This window comes from Duganella vulcania (assembly GCF_009857655.1).
GTDB classification, from domain to species: Bacteria; Pseudomonadota; Gammaproteobacteria; order Burkholderiales; family Burkholderiaceae_D; genus Rugamonas; species Rugamonas vulcania.
This window is the reverse complement of sequence record NZ_WWCX01000036.1, coordinates 17,411-37,322: the sequence shown is the minus strand read 5'-3', so window position 1 is coordinate 37,322 and position 19,912 is coordinate 17,411. Positions and strand designations below refer to the sequence as shown.

The 19,912-nt window shown below is 65.7% G+C and carries 19 protein-coding genes; 8 read left to right on the top strand and 11 right to left on the bottom strand.

Translation table 11 applies throughout. The annotated features are described in order from the left end of the window. The first annotated feature begins 6 nt into the window (after positions 1-6). On the top strand, positions 7-1,266 hold the full coding sequence (locus GTP90_RS19155; protein WP_161085089.1) for a TCR/Tet family MFS transporter: 1,260 nt from the start codon (positions 7-9) through the stop codon (positions 1,264-1,266). Next, on the top strand, positions 1,263-2,063 hold the full coding sequence (locus GTP90_RS19150; RefSeq protein ID WP_161085063.1) for a substrate-binding periplasmic protein: 801 nt from the start codon (positions 1,263-1,265) through the stop codon (positions 2,061-2,063). The genes GTP90_RS19155 and GTP90_RS19150 overlap by 4 nt, the downstream gene beginning before the upstream one ends. A gap of 19 nt (positions 2,064-2,082) precedes the next feature. Here the strand turns inward: GTP90_RS19150 and GTP90_RS19145 are convergent, their stop codons facing one another. Continuing rightward, complete coding sequence (locus tag GTP90_RS19145; RefSeq protein WP_161085062.1) at positions 2,083-3,996, bottom strand: CocE/NonD family hydrolase; 1,914 nt, start codon at positions 3,994-3,996, stop codon at positions 2,083-2,085. A gap of 56 nt (positions 3,997-4,052) precedes the next feature. Then, positions 4,053-4,292, bottom strand: a complete 240-nt coding sequence (locus tag GTP90_RS19140; RefSeq protein ID WP_161085061.1) for a hypothetical protein — start codon at positions 4,290-4,292, stop codon at positions 4,053-4,055. Between the two features lie 277 nt (positions 4,293-4,569). Here GTP90_RS19140 and trpS point away from each other — a divergent pair, with 277 nt between their 5' ends. Both trpS and GTP90_RS19130 read left to right on the top strand, forming a co-directional pair. Continuing rightward, a complete protein-coding gene (trpS, locus tag GTP90_RS19135) occupies positions 4,570-5,622 on the top strand; it encodes a tryptophan--tRNA ligase (protein WP_161085060.1) in 1,053 nt (350 codons plus the stop codon). A 35-nt stretch (positions 5,623-5,657) separates the two neighbouring features. Beyond that, on the top strand, positions 5,658-5,921 hold the full coding sequence (locus GTP90_RS19130; protein ID WP_308937309.1) for a DUF1294 domain-containing protein: 264 nt from the start codon (positions 5,658-5,660) through the stop codon (positions 5,919-5,921). 7 nt (positions 5,922-5,928) lie between these two features. Here the strand turns inward: GTP90_RS19130 and GTP90_RS19125 are convergent, their stop codons facing one another. After that, positions 5,929-7,284: an erythromycin esterase family protein gene (locus GTP90_RS19125; protein ID WP_161085059.1), complete on the bottom strand. Its 1,356-nt coding sequence runs from the start codon at positions 7,282-7,284 to the stop codon at positions 5,929-5,931. Between the two features lie 80 nt (positions 7,285-7,364). Here GTP90_RS19125 and GTP90_RS19120 point away from each other — a divergent pair, with 80 nt between their 5' ends. Further along, the gene (locus tag GTP90_RS19120) at positions 7,365-8,324 is read left to right on the top strand and encodes a DMT family transporter (protein WP_161085058.1); all 960 of its coding nucleotides are present in this window, start codon (positions 7,365-7,367) and stop codon (positions 8,322-8,324) included. 8 nt (positions 8,325-8,332) lie between these two features. Here GTP90_RS19120 and GTP90_RS19115 read toward each other — a convergent pair whose 3' ends face one another. The 7 genes from GTP90_RS19115 to GTP90_RS19085 all read right to left on the bottom strand — a co-directional run bounded on the left by GTP90_RS19115 (position 8,333) and on the right by GTP90_RS19085 (position 16,344). Next, on the bottom strand, positions 8,333-8,962 hold the full coding sequence (locus GTP90_RS19115) for an FMN-binding negative transcriptional regulator (protein ID WP_161085057.1): 630 nt from the start codon (positions 8,960-8,962) through the stop codon (positions 8,333-8,335). 92 nt (positions 8,963-9,054) lie between these two features. Continuing rightward, positions 9,055-9,669: an LON peptidase substrate-binding domain-containing protein gene (locus tag GTP90_RS19110; protein WP_161085056.1), complete on the bottom strand. Its 615-nt coding sequence runs from the start codon at positions 9,667-9,669 to the stop codon at positions 9,055-9,057. Between the two features lie 268 nt (positions 9,670-9,937). Further along, positions 9,938-10,228 (bottom strand): H-NS histone family protein, encoded by a 291-nt coding sequence (locus GTP90_RS19105; RefSeq protein ID WP_161085055.1) that lies wholly within the window; start codon positions 10,226-10,228, stop codon positions 9,938-9,940. A gap of 253 nt (positions 10,229-10,481) precedes the next feature. After that, the gene (locus GTP90_RS19100; RefSeq protein ID WP_161085054.1) at positions 10,482-11,396 is read right to left on the bottom strand and encodes a LysR family transcriptional regulator; all 915 of its coding nucleotides are present in this window, start codon (positions 11,394-11,396) and stop codon (positions 10,482-10,484) included. Then, complete coding sequence (locus GTP90_RS19095; protein WP_161085053.1) at positions 11,393-13,717, bottom strand: GAF domain-containing protein; 2,325 nt, start codon at positions 13,715-13,717, stop codon at positions 11,393-11,395. Before GTP90_RS19095 ends, GTP90_RS19100 begins: the two co-directional genes overlap by 4 nt. Beyond that, complete coding sequence (locus tag GTP90_RS19090) at positions 13,714-14,010, bottom strand: hypothetical protein (protein ID WP_254451941.1); 297 nt, start codon at positions 14,008-14,010, stop codon at positions 13,714-13,716. Before GTP90_RS19090 ends, GTP90_RS19095 begins: the two co-directional genes overlap by 4 nt. Positions 14,011-14,115: 105 nt before the next feature. Then, the gene (locus GTP90_RS19085) at positions 14,116-16,344 is read right to left on the bottom strand and encodes a TonB-dependent receptor plug domain-containing protein (RefSeq protein ID WP_161085052.1); all 2,229 of its coding nucleotides are present in this window, start codon (positions 16,342-16,344) and stop codon (positions 14,116-14,118) included. 160 nt (positions 16,345-16,504) lie between these two features. Here GTP90_RS19085 and asd point away from each other — a divergent pair, with 160 nt between their 5' ends. Then, positions 16,505-17,353, top strand: a complete 849-nt coding sequence (gene asd, locus GTP90_RS19080) for an archaetidylserine decarboxylase (protein ID WP_161085086.1) — start codon at positions 16,505-16,507, stop codon at positions 17,351-17,353. 3 nt (positions 17,354-17,356) lie between these two features. Here the strand turns inward: asd and GTP90_RS19075 are convergent, their stop codons facing one another. Then, on the bottom strand, positions 17,357-18,268 hold the full coding sequence (locus GTP90_RS19075) for a LysR family transcriptional regulator (RefSeq protein WP_161085051.1): 912 nt from the start codon (positions 18,266-18,268) through the stop codon (positions 17,357-17,359). Positions 18,269-18,380: 112 nt separating this feature from the next. Here GTP90_RS19075 and GTP90_RS19070 point away from each other — a divergent pair, with 112 nt between their 5' ends. Next, positions 18,381-18,980, top strand: coding sequence for an FMN-dependent NADH-azoreductase (locus GTP90_RS19070; protein ID WP_161085050.1), 600 nt, complete (start codon positions 18,381-18,383; stop codon positions 18,978-18,980). Between the two features lie 23 nt (positions 18,981-19,003). Continuing rightward, positions 19,004-19,873, top strand: a complete 870-nt coding sequence (locus tag GTP90_RS19065; RefSeq protein ID WP_161085049.1) for a pirin family protein — start codon at positions 19,004-19,006, stop codon at positions 19,871-19,873. Positions 19,874-19,912 lie beyond the last annotated feature (39 nt).

Here is a 19,912-nt window from a genome sequence, read left to right as displayed (position 1 = left end):
GACCACATGACCAGCCCCGATACCGCAGCACCCGCCCTGCCGGCCGCGCCGGCGCCGGGCAACCTGAACTTCATCCTGATTTGCGTCTTCATCGACATGCTGGGCATCGGCCTGATCGTGCCGGTGCTGCCGATGCTGGTCGGCGAATTCACCGGCTCGCGCGAGAACCAGGCCTACTGGTTCGGCATCATGAGCGCGGTGTTCGGCCTGATGCAGTTTATCTTCATGCCCATGCTGGGCGCCCTGAGCGACCGCATCGGCCGCCGCCCGGTGATGCTGTATTCGATGGCCGGCATGTGCATCAACTTCCTGTCCACCGCGTGGGCGCCCAACCTGGCCTACCTGTTCATCGGCCGCGTGGTGGGCGGCATGTCGTCGGCCAGCATGTCGGTGGCGTCGGCCTACGCGTCGGACATCTCGACGCCGGAGAACCGCGCCAAGAGCTTCGGCAAGGTCGGCGCGGCTTTCGGCCTGGGCTTCATCTGCGGCCCGATGCTGGGCGGCCTGCTGGGCAGCGTCAACCTGCACCTGCCGTTCTACGTGGCGGGCGGGCTGTCGGCCGCCAATTTCGTCTACGGCTATTTCGTCGTGCCGGAATCGCTGCCGGCGGAGCGCCGCTCGCCGTTCAATATCGCCAAGATCAATCCCCTGTCGGCGCTGCTCAAGCTGGCGCGCCGCACCGACATCCGCGGCCTGGTGATCACCTTCTCGCTGGTCACCTTCGCGCAGATGATGCTGCAAACCACCTGGGTGCTGTACACCCACTTCCGCTTCGCCTGGACCCCGGGCCAGAACGGCGCGGCCATGTTCTGCGTCGGCCTGACGGCGGCCGTGGTGCAGGCCGGCCTGCTGGGCATCCTGATCAAGCGCTTCGGCGAGGTGCGGCTGTCGCTGCTGGGATTGTGCTCGGGCGCCATCACCTACCTGCTGTATGGCCTGGCCACGCACGGCTGGATGATGTATGTGCTCATCCTGTGCAATGTGCTGGCGTTCGCGGTCGGCCCGGCGCTGCAGGCCATCGTCTCGAAGGCGACGCCGCCCCAAGAGCAGGGCGAGTTGATGGGATCTATGCAATCGGTCAGCAGCCTGGGGGTGATCTTCATGCCGCTGCTGGGTACCGCCATCCTCGGTGAAGTGAGCCACCTGCCGGCCGACGACTGGCGCATCGGCAGCACCTTCTACCTGTGCGCCGCGATGCAGGCGGTGGCCATCCTGGTGGCGCAGCGCTACTTCCACCAGCACCATATGCGGGCGGCCAAGCCATGAAACGATACGCCTTCGCCGCGCTGCTGGCGGCCTGCGTGGCGCACGCCCGGGCCGGCGACTGTTCACGCGACATCTCCGTGCCGGTGTCGGCCAGCGGCGCCAGCGTGCAGGTCGAGGGGTCGCACGTGGGCGGCATCTATCCCGACCTGCTGCGCAGCGCGACCGGCAAGAGCGGCTGCAACTTCGTCTTCACCGTGGTGCCGCGCGCGCGCCAGGTGGCCATGTTCAAGGCCGGCAAGGCCGACCTGCTGCTGCCGGCCTCGCGCACGCCGTCGCGCGACCTGGTTGGCACGTTTGTGCCGATGATAGGCCATCGCGCCATGCTGATTTCAGTAGCCGGCCCGCGCGCGCCGATCACCGACGCCAAGAACCTGCTGGAACGGCGCGAGCTGCGCGTGGCCGTGGTGCGGGGATTCGACTATGGCGAGCAATACACCGCGCTGGTGAACGAGCTGGCCAAGCAGGGCCGCCTGTTCACCGAGGTGGACGTCGTGGCGGTGGCACGCCTGCTGCACGCCGGCTCGGCCGACCTCACCATCATGGGGCCGACGCTGATGGCCGGTGCGATCCAGCGCGATGCGCGCGTCAACGGCTTGCAGGACAGGCTGCGGCTGGAGCCCATCCCCGAACTGCCGTGGAACGACAGCGGCACCTACGTGTCGCACGCCCTGCCGGCGGCGGACCAGCGGGTGCTGATCGACATGCTGGAAAAGATGGGCAAGTCGAACCAGGTGCTGGAAGGCTACCGCCGCTACTTCCGCGCGGACGTGCTGACCGACAGCGTGCGTCCGCGCTAAACGGTTTATTCCGTTTGCCTTATTTCGCCTCCACCACCGGCAGCTCCAGGGCGCTGCCTTCGGCGCCGGCGTGGTACACGCGCAGCGTCGCCTTCTTGTAGTCGGCCGGCTTGGCGTAGAAAATATTCGGCACGTACGTCTGCGGATTGCGGTCGTACAGCGGAAACCAGCTGGACTGGATCTGCACCATCACCCGGTGGCCCGGCAGGAACACGTGGTTGGCGTTCGGCAGCGCGAAGCGGTACTTCTCCACGGCGCCCGGCGTGACCGGCGACGGATGCTCGAAGCTGTTGCGGTAGCGGCCACGGAAGATGTCCATCGCGATGCCCAGCTGGTAGCCGCCCAGCTCCGGCTGCGATGGCACTTCGTCCGGGTAGACGTCGATCAGCTTGACCACCCAGTCGGTGTCGGTGCCGGTGGTCGAGGCGTACAGGTTGACCATGGGGGCGCCGGATATCTGCAGGCGCGCCTTCAGCGGCTCGGTGACGTAGCTCAGCACATCGGTGCGGTCGGAGACGCCGCGCTGGTCGCTCACCAGCCATGGGCGCCACACGCTGGCGTCGTTCATGTGCACCGGACGCGGGACGAACGGCACCGGCTTGGCCGGGTCGGACACGTATTCGTCGAAGCCCGCGCCCTGCTGCGGCGCGTCGAAGTCCAGCTTGAAGCCGGGCTTCAGGTAGATCGGCTTGAGCGGCGCGGGGCAGCCGGTTTCGCACGCCAGCGGCCAGCGCTGCAGCCGCTGCCAGCGATTGACGCCGGTCTGGTAGAACAGCACGGGCGGCGTGTCGGCGGCCGGCGCGCCGTCCTTCAGGTATTGGTCGAGGAACGGTTGCATCACGTCGCGGCGGAATTCCAGCGCGGTGTCGCCGGTGAACTTGAACGGCCCCAGGCTGGAGCCGTCGTAATTGACGCCGCTGTGGCGCCACGGTCCCACCACCAGGAAGTTCTTGTTGTTGTCCTTGTCCTGCGGTTCCACCGCCGAGTAGAAGGCGTGGGCGCCGTAGATGTCCTCCTGGTCCCAGTAGCCGACCACGGTCATGGTGGGCACCTTCATCGGGCGCTTGGCCAGGATCTTGTCGAGCGCCTGCTGCTGCCAGTAGCTGTCGTAGGCCGGGTGCTCGAACAGCTTGCGGACGAAGTTGAGCTGGTCCAGGCCGAACTGGCGGGCGTAATCGGCGGTGGAGCCGCCGCGCAGCACGCCCTCGTAGTCGTCGTAGACGCCGGTGGCCAGGGTCTTGCCGCTGCCCTTGGCGGCGGTCTGGCCGGCGATGTAGCTCAGGTTGGTCACGCGGAAGGCGCCGTTGTGGAACCAGTCGTCGCCGCGCCAGCCGTCGACCATGGGGCTCATCGGCACGGCGACCTTGAGCGCCGGGTGCGGGTCGACCAGCGCCATCAGCACCGTGAAGCCTTCGTAGGACGAGCCTATCATGCCGACGTTGCCGTTGCTTTCGGGGACGTGCTTGACCAGCCAGTCGATGGTGTCCCAGGCGTCGGTGCTGTGGTCGGTGCGGGTGTTGTTGAGCGGGCCTTTGACAGGACGGGTCATCACGTACTCGCCCTCGGAGCCGTATTTGCCGCGCACGTCCTGGTAGACGCGGATGTAGCCGTTTTCCAACATCACCTCGTCGCCCTGCCCGACCGTGGACAGCACGCTGGGGCTGACGTTGCGCTGGGCGCGGCCGCTGGCGTTGTACGGGGTGCGGCTCAGGACCATGGGCGCGTGGACGGCGCCCCTGGGGATGACGATCACGGTGTGCAGCTTGACGTCGTCGCGCATCGGGATCATGACGTCGCGCTTGACGTAGTCGGCGTTGGGGATGGCGGTGTCGAACTTGGCGGGGATGTCGGGCGCCATCGGCGGCGTGGGTGTTTGCGCCGTTGCGGCGGAGACCATCAGGGTGGAAAGCACTGCAACTGCAAGGACACGCATATCGGCTCCGGTAAGGGGTATCGCTCAGGATCGGCAATACTACCTTATCGTTTAGATTAATGCATGAGCTTGAAGAGCACGGCGGTAAGGCCGGTCTGTACGACGACCACTCCGACCATCCATTGGATCAACTCGGACTTGAGCTGCGCCAGGCGCATGTCGAGATAGTTCTTGGTCACCAGGTGGGTATCGATAAGCTGGAACATCGCCGAAGCCAGGGCCTTGGCCTGCTTCTCGGGCATGCCGCCATCAGTCAGGGTATCCATAAACGCGACGGAATCGAAGTTATCGGCCATTTTAATCTCCTTTGGTTCGAACCGCGAACATTCAATCTAATTCCGAATCCCGCCGCAGGCCTTGCGGCACCTCACACCTTGACAGACCGGCGCTGAACTGCAACCATACGCGGATGACTTTTTACACCACACTTCACGCCTGCCTGAATTGGCGCCGCTCCTAGCGCGCGGCCACTGTCTACCCATAGTGATGTGATATTTTTATCAACGCCGCCCTTATCTGGTGGCGTTTTTTACATTCGTCGCGCCGGACCGGGGCAACGTAAAGGAACCCCTGATGAGCCTGACCGAACAGTCCGAAGTAATCGCCACCGCACCCGCCGCGTCCAAAGGCCCGACCGTGATCCTGACCGGCGACCGCCCGACCGGTCCGCTGCACCTGGGCCACTTCGTCGGCAGCCTGCGCAACCGCGTCGCCTATCAGCACGAATACAAGCAGTTCATCATGCTGGCCGACGCCCAGGCCCTGACCGACAACATGGACGACACCGGCAAGGTGCACCGCAACGTGGTCGAGGTGGCGCTGGACTATCTGGCGGTCGGCATCGACCCGGCCAAGTCGACCATCCTGATCCAGTCGCAGATCCCGGAACTGGCCGAGCTGACCTTCTACTACCTGAACATGGTGACCGTGGCGCGCCTGGAGCGCAACCCGACCGTCAAGACCGAGATCGCGCTGCGCGGCTTCGAGCGCGACATCCCGGCCGGCTTCCTGACCTACCCGGCCTCGCAGGCGGCCGACATCTCGGCGTTCAAGGCCTCGCTGGTGCCGGTCGGCGAGGACCAGATCCCGATGATCGAGCAGACCAACGAGATCGTGCGCCGCTTCAACCGCATCGCCAACAAGGACATCCTGGTCGAGTGCAAGGCGCTGGTGCCGGAGATCGGCCGCCTGCCGGGCACCGACGGCAAGGCCAAGATGAGCAAATCGCTGGGCAACACCATCAACCTGGGCGCCACCGCGGCCGAGATCACCGCCGCCGTGAAAAAGGTTTATACCGATCCGCTGCACCTGCGCGTGGAAGACCCCGGCCACCTGGAAGGCAATGTGGCCTTCATCTACCTGGACGCCTTCGATCCTGAAAAAGACAAGCTGGCCGAGATGAAGGCCCACTACGTGCGCGGCGGCCTGGGCGACTCCATCGTCAAGAAGCGCCTGGAAGTGGTGCTGCAGGAGATGCTGGCGCCGATCCGCGCCCGCCGCGAAGAGCTGGCGCAGGACAAGGGCTACATCATGCAGATGCTGAAGGAAGGCACGATGCGCGCGCGCGAAGTGGCCGCGCAGACCGCCGACGAAGTCAAGGCCGCCCTCGGCCTGAGCTACTTCTGAGCGCTCCGGCGCTACCCTCCTTCCAGCTCGCGCTGTTGCTGCTGGCGGCGGCGTATGGGCTGGCCAGCATCGTCTGCTTTATCGCCTACGCGGTCGACAAGTCGGCCGCCATCGGCCGTCGCCGGCGCATCCCCGAACGCACGCTGCTGCTGATGGGACTGGCCTTCGGCTGGCCGGGCGGCTGGCTGGCGCAGCGCTGGCTGCGCCACAAATCCATCAAGACCAGCTTCCTCGTCAAATTCTGGCTGACCGCCGCGCTGAACCTGCTGGCGGCGGGCGGGCTCCTGGCCTGGCTCTAACGCCTTCCTACAGCCCGGACGGATAGGTCTCGGGCAGCTCGTCCAGCCGCCAATGCGCGGACAACTCCAGCGGCTTGACCGCGGTGGAACGGTCGACATGGATCACGGCGTCGAACTGGCGCGCCACCTCCGCATCGAAATAATGGCTCTGGCGTTCGGTCTCGGGACGGTAGACCACGCCGATCGCGCGCTCCAGCAGCTTTGCCGGCAAGGCCGCGCGGGCTTCCGCGCAGGCACGCAACGGCAGCAGGAAGCGCGCCAGCCGGGCCGGATCCTCCTCGGCCACCTGGTGCAGCAAGGCCTCCAGGCTGCCCGGCAGCGACGGCCGCACACGCTTGAGCTGGGCCGGACCGTCCCATTCGCTGGCGGCCGTCACCGTGCCGTCGTGGGTGCTGAAGCCCAGCAGGTAGACCGCCGCCTCGCCGTGCCGCTCGCGCGCCAGTTGCCCGAGGTTGAGCTGTCCCCCGCGCCCCATTTCCGTGGCCCGCGCATCGCCCAGGTGCGAGTTGTGCGCCCACACCACCAGCCGCGCCGGGCCGCTCCGCTGCGCGGACAGGTGGGCCAGCAAGGCGTCCAGCGTGTCGGCCATGTGGGTGTCGCGCACATTCCACGACTCGTCGCGGCGGCTGAACATGGCGCGGTAGTAGCGCTCGGCGTTTTGCACCACGCGGGCGTTTTGCTGCGCGTAGAACAGTTCGTCCGGCACCGTGCCGCCGGCCACCTCCAGATGCCGCTGCGCCTGCGCGGTCAGCTCGGCCAGCTGGCGCACCACTTCCGCCTCGCAGTCCTCGCGCAGGCCAAGGCTGGCCAGGTAGCCGTAACGCAGCGGGTCGGCGCCGACGTGGTCGATGCAGCTGTAGCGTTCACGCGCGCGCCCGGCGGCCGGCGGATCAGCCTGCTCCAGGTAGCGCACCACCAGGCGCATCGAGTGGTGCAGGCTGTATAAGTCCAGGCCGTAGAAGCCGATGCGGCGCGCCGGGTCCCGCACCTGCTGGTTGTGCAGCCGCAGCCAGTACAACAGCTCGACCATTTCCTCGTTACGCCACATCCACTGCGGGAAACGCTGGAAGCCGGACAGCGCCTGGTCGGCAGTCTGGCTGGCGCCCTTCAGCTGGACGAAGCGGCTCGCCTGCAGCGCGTCCGGCCAGTCCGCTTCGACGGCGATGGCGTCGAAGCCGTGTTCGACAATCAGCCGTTTGCTGAGGGCGGAACGCAGTTGATAGAACTCGCGCGTGCCGTGGGTGGCTTCGCCCATCAGCACCAGCCGCGCCTGGCCGATGTGGCTCAGCACGGCGTCGAGGTCATCGTCGGTGCGCAGCGGCAGCGCTTGCTCCAGCAGCCGCGCCAAGGGGTGCTCGGTCATGGCGGTCTCCCAAACAATTCCACGCAGGTATGCAATACTCTAGGTCGATTTTTATTTTTGTGCTTTGGAAAGAGTGTGCGATGTGGACTGGTATCTTGTGCGGCCTGTTGGCGGGCGCGATGTGGGGCATGGTGTTCATCGTGCCGGAATTGCTGACGGCCTTCACGCCGCTGGAGATGGCCTGCGGGCGCTACATCGCCTACGGCCTGATCGCGGCCGGCCTGATGGCGCCGCGCCTGCCCGCGCTGCTGCGCCGCCTGGACCGTGGCGATGTGGTCGCGATGGTCAAGCATGCGCTGGCCGGTAACATCGTCTACTACATGCTGCTTGCGCTGGGCGTCAAGTTCGCCGGCGTGGCGGCCACCTCGCTGATCATCGGCGTGCTGCCGATCTCCGTCACGCTGATGGGGAGCAAGGACCATGGCTCGGTGCCGCTCAAGCAGCTAATGCTGCCGCTGCTGATGGTGGCGGCTGGCATCGCCTGCATCAATGTCGATGTGTTCTCCCACGACGCGGGCAACGGCGCGCCGCTGCCGGACAAGATCCTCGGCGTGCTGTGTGCGGCCGGCGCGCTGCTGTGCTGGACCTGGTATTCGGTGGACAACGCGCGCTACCTGAAGCGCAATCCGCATTTCAGCAGCGGCGAGTGGTCGGCCTTGTACGGCGTGTCGAGCGGCTTGATCGCGCTGGCGATCGCGCTGGTGGCGCTGGCGCTGTTCCATGCCGACGTGACCGGCGCAGGCGCCGTGGCCAGCGGCCGCGATTGGACGCTGTTCTGGACCATCAACGCGCTATTGGCCCTGGGCGCCTCGGTGATCGGCAACCACCTGTGGAATATCGCCAGCCGCAAGGTGCCGCTGACCTTGTCGGGCCAGCTGATCCTGTTCGAGACGCTGTTCGCGCTGCTGTACGGCTTTATCTACAAGCAGCAGCTGCCGCGCGGGCTGGAGATCGCCGCCATGCTGCTGCTGGCGGGCGGTGTACTGTGGTCGATGCGCGTGCATGCGCTGGACGAGGCCAGCGAGGCGCACGCCGGCTAGCGCGCCGGCTACTCAGGCTTGAGGCGCTCGGCCACCAGCTGCGCCATCGGATCGTCGCCCAGCCCCGCCACCACGCCGCGCTGGTCGGCGGCGCTGCGGTTCTGGTTGACCTTCCATTTGCCCACCAGGCTGTCGATCGGGATCTCGATGCCGATGATGGCCTTCATGGTCGCGGCCATGAAATCGGCGGGCGCGTCGTCCAGCTCCCACGGCTGCGGCATGCCGCCTTCGTGGACGGCGGTCAGGTGGTCCAGCAGGCGGCGCAGCCAGAACGGGTCGTCCACCACGCGGCCGGCGCCGCGCGCCTGCACCATTACATAGTTCCAGGTCGGCACCACCTTGTGCGTGGTGCGCTTGGTTTCGTACCAGCTGGGGCTGATGTAGGCTTCCGGGCCCTGGAACACCACCAGGCACGAGGTCGCCGTCTCCAGCTTGCGCCACAGCGGATTGGCGCGCGCCACGTGGGCGCGCAGCACGCCCAAGCCGCTATCACCCTCGTCGGCGTACAGCATGAAGGGAATCAGGTCGGCGGTGACGCCGTCGGCATCGGCCAGGATCAGCGTGGCCAGCGGGAAGGCGCGCATCAGGCCGTGGCGGACTTCGAGACGGTCTTCGGCGAAGGCGGGTTGCAGGTACATGGCGGCTCGGGTGGCGTGAACGATGAGGCCAGTGTAGCAGCGGCGCGCACAGGTGGACAGTGCCAGCGCGGGCCGCCCGCGTGGGGCCAGACCTAATCCAGCAGGCCGTTCTCGCTCAGCACGTCCTGGATCAGTTCCAGGCGCAGCACGGGATTCTCCTGCAGCAGCAGGCGCTGCTTCTCGCTTACGTCCAGCCGCAGCAGCTCGCACCAGCGGTTCGCCACCCAGCCGGCTTCGTCCAGCCGGTACGGCGGCGCCAGCGGCATGTTGGCGGTGGAGATCTGCTTCTTCTGCAGCGAGCGGATCAGCGAGCCCAGCGCATTGGCGACGTCCTGCTGTTCGGTGGGAACGGGCACCACCATGTCTTCGGGGACCTGGTCGACCTCGGCCATCCACAGGCCATGCTTGAGCTTTTCGGCCGAGCGGATCTGGAAGCGCGTGGTGCCGATGCAGGAGATTTGCAGCAGTCCCGGCAGCGGCGCGGTCCAATCCAGGATGCGCGCCATGGTGCCGGCGTCGGACAGTGTTTCCTGCATGTCGGGGATGCGCGTTTCGCTGCCTTCGAGCAGTGGAACCACACCGAATTCTTCGCCATTGGCGATGCAGCGCTTGATCAGGTCCAGATAACGTACTTCAAACACCTGCAATGGTAAATGCCCGTCCGGGAACAGGATGGTATTCAGCGGGAAAAGAGGTATTGATGCCATTCCACTATCATCTCACGAAATGGCTGTGGCTGGTCTAAACTGGCGGCACTAACCTTAACGCCAAGTTAAGGCCGGGGGAATTTAACGCCTCTTTCAGCATAAAAGCAACGTCGCGTGGCAACCGGACATATAGGCCGCAATCAAAGCGGAGAATAAGACCCGCGCCGGCTCACCACGTATCGTGCCCCGAAAAAGAGAAAAGCCGGGACCGGGGTTTATAAAAACATATAAACCCCGCTCCCGGCTCGCGGCAAACTGACGGCGCAGCTTACTTAATCAGATACTGCTCTTTGTCCTTGCCTTCCAGCCATTTCGGAGCACGGCCGCGGCCGGTCCAGGTCTGGCCGGTAGCGTCGTCGCGGTATTTAGTCGGCACCGGCGCGCGGGTCTTGACCGTCTTCACCTTGGCTACGCCGCCCAGATCCGCCACGGTCAGGCCGTATTCACGCATGATGGCCGTGACTTTCTCTTTCGCCTGTGCGATTTCATTTTTGCGGGCGGTTTCGGCCAGATTTTCCAGTTCGGCGATCTTTGCTTTGTATTCCTGGTAAGTCGTCATCTTATTTCCTTCTATCGGCAGGTTAGATTCTAAAAAAACCACAGGTGACAATGTGTGAGATTTGATAGCCGCAATTTACCATAACTTTGCACCAATTCTCCAGAGATATACGCGACAAATACCAATATAGCTATAAAAACGAATATTTTCCACCACTGTTGTTCAATTGAAGCGCGTATCGGACGGTTTTACGACGGCGCAGCAATATGCTCCGCTTCAGAGAATAGCGGCCGGCGGATTAACTGTTTTCTATTCAGCCGCACAGCGGCCGGTGCACGATACCGTCCTTCACCACTTTGCGGATCAGGTTGGCCAGGCGGCAGGTCGCCGGGCCGGCCACCTCGGGGTTGGCGACGATCAGCGACAGCGACAGCTTGCGGCGCTGCCCGACGCGCAACGGCAGCGGCTTGAGCAAGCCCTGCTCCAGCTGGGTTCGTATCTTGTGCTCGGGCAGCCAGCCGAAGCCCAGGCCGTTGCAGATCATCTCCAGCCGCGTGTGCGGACTGGTGACGGTCCAGCGCTGGTTGCTGCTGAGCCAGCCGTGGTCGCGCGGATTGAGCGTGCCCGAATCGCGCACCACGATGTGCAGGTTGCGGCCCAGGTCCTCCACTTCCAATTCGCGGCCCAGCTCGTGCAGCGCGTGGCAGGGGTGGGCCACGGCGATGAACTCGATATCCATCAGCACGTCGCCCAGGAAGCCCGACGGGATGCGGCTGGCGATGGCGATGTCGACCCGCTGTTCGACCAGCGCATCCTCGGAGCCGGACAACACGGTCTCCTCCAGGTTGACGCGGGTGTGCTTGGCCCAGGGCTCGAAATCGCGCAGCACCTGCACCAGCAGCTCGACCGGGAACAGGCTGTCGACCGCGATCGACACTTGCGGCTCCCAGCCCTCGGCCAGGCTGGTGGCCAGCTGCTCCAGCTGGAAGGCGTCGCCCAGCAGCTCGCGCGCCTTGGCCAGCAAGGCCGTGCCGTTCTGCGTCAGGCGCGCGCGGCGGCCGTCGATCTCCAGCAGCTCCACGCCCAGTTGCTCCTGCAGCTTGGCCACCATGTAGCTGACCGACGACTGGCTACGGTGCAGCGCCTCGGCCGCCTGCGCGTAGCCGCCGCATTCGACGATCGCCTGCAGGACCTGCCACTGCTCCAGCGTGCTGCGGGGGATCTTCACTTCGATTCCATCACGAAGGTGCCGTCCCAGTCGTCGGGCGGCGGGTTGGCCGCCATGTGCAGGCCGCGCTCGATGTACAGCGCGGCCACGCGGTCGTGCGGATTGAGCGACAGCACCTCGTTGAACAGCTTGCCGGCGGCGGACCAGTTGCGCTTGCGGTAGCTCTGCAGCGCGTTGCGGAACAGGCCCATGGCCTCGACCAGGTTGGGATAGCTGTCCTCGCTGTGGTAATCCATCACCTCGTAGATCGACACCGGCCGGGTCTTGCCCTTGACCACCACGATGTCGACCTCGCGCAGGCGGTAGGTGCCGCGCAGCGCGCGGTAGGTGAACTCGCTGATGAGGATGTGGGCGCCGTACTGCTTGCAGGCCGATTCCAGCCGCGCCGCCAGGTTCACGCCGTCGCCGATGATGGTGTAGTCCATGCGTTTCTTGGAGCCGATGTTGCCGGACACGACCTGATCGGTGTTGAGGCCGATGCCGATCTCCACCGGCGGCTTGCCCTCGCGCGCGCGCAGCTGGTTCCAGGCGCGCAGCTCGGTCATCATGGCGATGGCGGTGCGCAGCGCGCGGTCGGCGTCGTCGTCGTGGCCGACCGGGATGCCGAAGGCGGCCATGATGGCGTCGCCGATGAACTTGTCAAGCATGCCCTCCTCGCGCTGGATGCAGTCGACCATCATCGTGAAGTATTCGTTGAGCAGGGTGACCGTGCCCTGCGCGCCCAGCTGCTCGGTGATGGTGGTGAAGCTGCGGATGTCCGAGAACAGCACCGTGGCCGGCACGTTTTTACCGCCCAGCATTTCGGCGCCGTTGGCCACCATCTGGTCGGCGATGCCGGGGTCCATGTAGCGCGACATGGTCGAGCGCAGGCGCTTCTCGCTGGAGATGTCTTCGAGCATCAGCATCCAGCCGATGCCCTTCTTCTCCATCGACAGCAGCGGCTGCACGCTGAAGTTGACCGACAGCGTGGCGTCCTCCACCACCAGCTCGGCGTCCATCAGGTGCTCGGCGCTCTGGTTTTCCTCGACCTGGCGCAGCTTGTCCATCACCCAGCTGTTGGCGCCGCCGAAGAAGTCCTGCGCCGGGCGGCCGAGGATGGCCTCCGGCCCGGTGCGCAAAATCCGCAGGCCGGCCGCGTTGCAGGTGACGATCTTCTCCTGTCCGTCCAGCGTGATGACGCCGTTCGACATCGACTCCAGCATGGCCTCGTTGTAGTTCTTGATTTGCTGGACGTCGGCAAACAGCTTGGCGTTCTCCAGCGCGATCGAGATCTGCGCGGTGAAGGCGCGCAGGCGCGATTCGTCCTCGTGCGTGAACGGGCCGCCGCGCTTGTTGAGCACCTGCGTCACGCCGATGATCTTGCCGGCCTTGTTGACGATGGGGACGCACAGGATCGAGCGCGTGAAATAGCCGGTGCGCTTGTCGAAGGCCGGATTGAAGCGCAGGTCGGCATAGGCGTACGGGATGTTGATGGTCTTGCCGGAGGTGAAGACGGCGCCGGCGATGCCGGCCGTGTTGGGCAGGCGGATCTGCAGCGACTCCAGGCCCTGCCCCACTTCGGACCACAGCTCGCCGGTCTTCTCGTCGTTGAGGAACAGCGTCGAGCGTTCGGCGTTGAGCAGGCGCGTGGCCTCGCCCATCACCTTTTGCAGCAGCGAGCCGAGCTTGATGTCGGCCGTGACCTCGGACACCACGTCGATGAATTCCATCTCCTGGCGCCGGATCTTCTTCATGCTTTCGAGGAAACGCGCGCTTTGCAGCGCCAGCGTGCCCTGCGTGGTGAGCGCCTCCAGCAGCTGCAGGTCGGCGCGGGTGAACTTGCCGCGCCGCTTGTTGAGCGTCTGCGACACGCCGATGATCTCGCCCTTGAAGGTCTTGATCGGCACGCACAGGATGTTGCGGGTGACGAAGCCGGTCTGCTCGTCGATGGAGCGGTTGAAGCGCGGGTCGGCGTAGGCGTCGGCGATGTTGAGCGCCTCGCCGGTGGTGAACACGTGGCCGGCGATGCCGGTGTGGTTCAGGAAACGGATCTCGCGCTGGATATTGCCCTGCGCGACGCGGGAGAACAGTTCGCCGGTCTCGGCGTCGTTGAGGAACAAGGTGCCGCGCTCGGCGTCCAGCTCCTCGGTGGTGACGTCGATCAGCGCGGTGAGGATTTCGTCCAGCGTGTCGTAGGCGGCCATGCGGCGCGACACTTCCAGCAGCAGCTCGACCTGGCGCAGCCGCTTGCGCTGCGCGCCCGCCGCCGCCTGCGCCGACGCGGCCTCGCTCTTGGCGGTCGGCTTGGCCGGCACGCTGCGGATCGCGGGCTTGGCGCTCATGCCCGCGCCTCCAGCGTGTCGCGCAGCGCGCGGATGGTGTCGTGCAGTTGGGCGACTTCGCCGTGGTGGAGCGCGCTGGCCTGTTGCAGGGCGTCGAGCTTTTCCTGCGTCACCCGCTCCAGACTGGCGCGCAGGGCGGCGATAGTCTCGCGCAATTGGGTAATCTCGCTGTGGGCGAAGGACAAGGCGTCCTGCACCGCGTGCTGGCGTTCCTGGTGGGACAGCTCCAATTCCGAGCGCAGCACGACCACGGTGCGCTGCAAATCGCGCACCTCGGCCAGCGCCAGACGCAAGCCTTCGTCGTCCGGCTGGTTGATCTCGGTAACTTTAGGCTTTTTCAGAGGGGGCCCGCGGCAATTAAGTACACCGCAGAATCATATCACCTCGGAATCATGCCATCAAAACCGCTTTTCGACCGTGACACGCAGCTGGGTTTCGCCGCCGGCCACCGTCAGACGGTTCTGCGTGCCGCTGGCGTCGCTGTACAGGCTTTCCGTGACGTAGTCCTGCGCCAGCAGGTTGGAGACGGCGATCCGCAGGTTGTTCTGGGTGTCGATTTTCCACAACGCGTACACGTCCAGGTCGCGGCGCACGCTGGTGTAGCTGCCCTGCGTGCCGCTCACGCGCGCCAGGCCGCCGTTGCGGAAGCTGAAGCTGCCGCCCGTGCTGAGCGCGCCGTTCGGGCTCTTGTAGTCGGCGCCCAGCGTGGCGCTGAGCGGCGTCTGCTGGTCGAGGCGGTTGTCCGGGCCGGGCACGCTTTCCACGCGCGACCAGTTGCGGCTGACGCTGGCGCGCAGGTCCAGCGCCGGCGCCTGCTCGATGAGCGCGCGCACCGGGAACTTGGCTTCCAGCTCAATGCCGCGGGTTTCCGCGCGGCCGTCGTTGATCGAGGTCGAGACCCAGCGGTCGTCTTCGTACAGCAAGCCCTGGTGGGTGTAGTTCTCAATGCGGCGCATCGAGGCGCTGGCGCTCAGCAGGCCGCCCTCGCCCCAGTAATGCTCGAACGAGGCGTCCAGGCCCAGCGCCAGCTCCGGCTTCAGGTGCGGATTGCCTCGGCGGTCCGGCTCGGTCGGGCTGTTGTTGGTCGAGGTGAACTTGCGCGGCACCAGGCTGGCCGTGGACGGCGCCTTGTAGGTGCGGGTCAGCGCCACGCGCAGCTGGTCCTTCTTGTTGGGGAATTTGTACAGCGTCTGCATCAGCGGGCTGAGCACGCTGGAGCGCTGCTGCACGGCGTCGAACGTGCTGCCGTCGCTGCGCGTGTCCAGGCCTTCCCAGCGCAGGCCGGTGTAGAGCGACCATTGCGGCGTCAGGTTCCACTCGTCCTGGCCGTACAGCGCCAGCCGCGTGACCTTGGCCGAGAAGCCTTCGTCGCTGTTGTCCGGCGTGGCGCCCGGCAGCGCGGCCTCGCGCTGCATGCGGGTGTCGTCGCGCTTGGTGACGCCGGCGTCCCAGCCCATCGACAAGGCGTGCTCGGTGGGCGCCTCGCCCTTGCCGTCGGCCGGCGCCGCGCCAAAGGTCAGCGGCCGCGAGTACTTGCCCTGGGTGCTGAAGCCCTTCTCGCCGCTGGTCGAGAGGACGGTGCGTTCCAGCGTGGCCGGCAGGCCGTTGTTGCCGCCGAACTGGAGGGAATCGCTGGTGTTGTGGTTGTCGCTGACGCCGGCCTTCAGGTCCAGCTTGGCGCCGCCGTCGAACTTGTGTACCCAGTTCAGGTCGGTGCGGCCGAAGGCGTTGTGGCTGCTGAAGGTGCCGTCGATGCGGTCGTAGTCCGGGCCGCGGCCCAGCGTGGTGCTGGTGCGGCCGTGGCTGTTGTTGGCGAAATGGTTCAGGTTGACGAAGGTTTGCGAGGTCAGCGTGTCGCCGTTGCCCAGCGTCCAGTTGATGCGCGGCGACAGGTTCATGCCGTCGGCGCGGCCCTGGTCGCCCCAGGTGGCAACACGGTCCAGGTTGGGCTGGCCGCTGGCGTCGGTGCCGGTGTCGTACGACGGCGACGTGCGGTTGTACATGTAGCGCCAGGCGTTGCCGCCTAACGAATAGGAGGTGCCGCCGAGCTTGTCCGACATCTGCAGGCTGAGGGATGGCGAACTGAACTTGCTGCCCTTGGCCTCGCTGAGCTTGACTTCGCGCTGGGCCGACTTCAAGGCTTTCTTCAGCACGATGTTGATAGTGCCGGCAATCGACTGCGTGCTGAATTCGGCGCTGGCGGCGCGCAGGATCTCGATGCGTTCAATCACCTCGGGCGCCAGGCTGTCGATGGCGAAGCCGGCCGGGGCGCGCTCGCCGTTGATCAGGATCTGCGTGTAGCCGCTGCCCAGGCCGCGCATGCGGATCTCGCCGCCGCTGCGGCCGGCCGCGCCGCTGACCGTGATGCCGGGCACGCGCTTGAGCACGTCGTTGACCGAGGTGTCGCCGTATTTCTGGATCTCCTCGCTGGTGACCACGGTCTTGCTGGCGGTGTCGTCGCGGCGCGGGTCGTAGCTGGCGGCGGCGCCCTTGATCTCCACCTTCTGCATCGGCGCCGGCTTGGGCTGCTCGGCTGGCGGCGTTTCGGCCTCGGCGCGGACGGCGCCGACATAAAGGGACAACATGGCGGCGGCGAGCTGGGTCAGGCGAAATTGGCGGGCAGGCATAATTCTGAAGGGCAAGTTATAGGACAAGTGCGCGCATTATGCCTTGTTTTATACAAAATGTTCAGGATTTGGCAAGTTGCGTTCCTTGTTTAGTCCATTTTTCTAAACCGCGCGGGCGGCCGGCGCTATAATGCGCGATCGTTCATTGTATGGATACCCTATCGTGTCTCGTCTTGCTGTCCTGCCGCACTACCTGCTTCCCAAGGGAGCGCTGACCAATTTTGCCGGCCGCGTGGCCGGCGCCAAATGGGGCGGCAAAACCACCTGGCTGATCCGCTGGTTCGTCGGCAAGTACAACGTCAACATGGACGAGGCGCTCGATCCCAACATCGAGAACTACACCAGCTTCAACGAGTTCTTCACGCGCGCGCTGCGCCCGGACGCGCGCCCGATGGCGGACGCCGACTACATCTGCCCGATCGACGGCCGCATCAGCCAGTTCGGGGCGATCAAGGACGACCAGATCTTCCAGGCCAAGGGCCATAACTTCACGACCACGGCGCTGGTGGGCGGCGACGCCGAGCTGGCCGCCAAGTTCCAGAACGGCAGCTTCGCCAACCTGTACCTGAGCCCGCGCGACTACCACCGCATCCACATGCCTTGCGACGGCAAGCTGACCCGCATGATCTACGTGCCGGGCGAGCTGTTCTCGGTCAGCCCGGCGGCCGCGCGCGGCATCCCCGGCCTGTTCGCGCGCAACGAGCGCGTGGTGTGCGTGTTCGACACCGCCCATGGCCCGTTCGTGATGACCCTGGTCGGCGCCACCATCGTCGGCAGCATGGCGACCGTGTGGCATGGCGTGGTCAATCCGCCGCGCATGCCGCATGTATGCGAATGGCAGTACGACGACCAGGACATCGTGCTGAAAAAAGGCGAGGAACTGGGCCGCTTCCTGCTCGGCTCGACCGTCGTGATGCTGTTCCCCAAGGATGTGCTGAGCTTTAATCCAGCCTGGCAGCCGGCCGGCGCGGTCCAGCTGGGCCAGGCGATGGCCAAGCTCAAGAAGTAAGCTTCATCGCTCCACCGGGCGGCCGTCCTCGAAGGCGGTCTCCAGCATATCGAGGAACACCCTGGTCTTGGCCGGCATCAGCCGGCGGCCGGGGAACACCGCCCAGCCCGTCACGACCGGGAACGACCACTCCGGCAAGACCCGCACCAAGTCCCCTCCCTGCAAATACTCGCGCGCGATCAGCTCGGTCGAGGCGGCGATGCCGACGCCGGCCGCCGCCATGCGCACCAGCATTTCCGGCGAATTCGCCATCAGGCGCACCGGCAGTTCGCGCTCCCACTCCACCTTGCCGCGCAGGAGCTTCCAGCGCGTGAGCCCGTTCAGGCGCGGCGGCAGGCTGAGCAGATCGTGCTTGAACAGGTCGTCGGGATGCTCGGGCAGCCCGCGCAGCGAGGTGTACAGCGGCGACGCGTACAGCGCGATCTTGCTCAGCGTGACGCGGCGCGCGGCCAGCGAGGCGTCATCCGGCAGGTTGCCCATGCGGATGGCCAGGTCGAAATTCTCCGCCACCAGGTCGACCCGGCGCGGCGACAGGTCCAGCTCCAGCGAGATGGCCGGGTACTGGTTCATGAAGCGCGCCATCATGCCGCCCATCGTCAGGTTGGCGAAGTCGGCCGGCATCGACACCCGCAGCAAGCCGCTGGGCGCGCCCTGCCGGTGCTGCGCCAGCGCGCCGGCCATCTCGGTTTCGTCGGCCACCCGGCGCGCGTGTTCCAGCAGGCTGGCGCCGAATTCGGTCAGCACCAGCTTGCGCGTGGTGCGCTGGAGCAGGCGCTCGCCCAGTTGCGCCTCCAGCAGCGAGAGCCGGCGCGAGACCGTGGATTTGGGCAGCTGCACGCGCTGCGCCGCCAGGCTGAAACTGCCGCATTCCACGATGCGGGCAAACAAAAGCAGGTCGCCAGGGTCGATTTCCATAGGATTGTTCCATGAGTGGACTAATGTTATCCATTTTAACGGCTTCCGGAATGAATTTGAAACGATTAAAGTAACTCCATCGCAGCACAAACCCAATAACAGGAGCAACACCATGAACATCTTGCAAATCAACTCCAGCGCCCGCAGCACCGGTTCCGAATCCACCCGCCTGGCCGACGCCATCGTCGCCAAGGTCCGCGCCGCCAATCCGGCCGCCACGCTGCTGCGCCGCGACCTGGCAAGCGATCCGCATCCGGTGATCGACGAGCCGACGCTGCAAGCCCTGTTCACCCCGGCCGACCAGCGCACCGAAGCCCAGGCCGCCCGCGTGGCGCTGGACGATGCGTTGATCGCCCAGGTCCAGGCTGCCGACGTGATCGTCATCGGTGCGCCGACCTACAACTTCGGCATCACCGCGCAGCTCAAAAGCTGGTTCGATGCGATTGCCCGCGCCGGCGTGACATTCAAATATGGCCCGACCGGCCCGGTTGGCCTGTTGACCGGCAAAAAAGTGTATGTGGCGCTGGCCCGTGGCGGCATGCACCGCGACGCGCCGACCGACACGCAACTGGCGCACATCAAGATGTTCCTGAACTTCGTCGGCCTGAGCGATGTGCAGTACGTGTTCGCCGAAGGCATGGGCATGGGCCCGGAAGCGGTCGCCAAGGCGCAGGCCCAGGCCGAAGCGGAGATCAACGCAGTACTGGTGTAAGACAAGCACACAAGGAGAATGCCATGACCGACCAAGTAAGCAGCCCTCGCGGCGTAGAACGCATCATCAGCGGCCAGGCCGTCATGGACGGCGCCGGCGTCAAGATCAACCGCGTGCTGACCCAGCCTTTGCAGCGCCGGCTGGACCCGTTCCTGATGCTGGATAACTTCGGCAGCGACCAGGCCAACGACTACATCGCCGGCTTCCCCAGCCATCCGCACCGGGGCTTCGAGACCGTGACGTACATGCTGGAAGGCCGCATGCGCCACAAGGACAGCGCCGGCAACGAAGGCTTGCTGACCAACGGCGGCGTGCAGTGGATGACGGCCGGCCGTGGCGTAATCCACTCGGAAATGCCGGAGCAGGAGGAAGGCGTGATGGAGGGCTTCCAGCTGTGGCTGAACCTGCCGGCGAAGGACAAGATGCAGGCGCCGTGGTACCGCGATTTCAACGGCGCCGATGTGCCCGCCTTCACCACGGCCGACGGCGTGGACGTGAAAGTCATCGCCGGCAGCAGCCACGGCGTGGCCGGCGCGGTGCAGCGCGAGGTGACGCAGCCGATTTATCTCGACATCCATCTGCCGGCCGGCGCCAGCTTCAGCCAGGCGCTGCCCGAAGGCCACAATGCGTTCATCTTCACCTATCGCGGTGAGGTGGCTGTGGGCGACAAGGCGGTGGCGTCGGGCCGCATGGCGATCCTGGCCAACACGGCCGGTGCCGACGGCGTGACGGTGCATGCGGCGGAAGCCAGCCGCCTGATCCTGGTGGCCGGCCAGCCGCTCAACGAGCCGATCGCGCAGTACGGCCCGTTCGTGATGAACACGCAGGCCGAGATCTTCGCCGCCGTCGAGGATTTCCGCGCCGGCAAGCTGGGCGAGGAAGCCCACGCTTGACGCTGCGATAGCCGTTGCCACCGCCGCCGGACAGCCAGA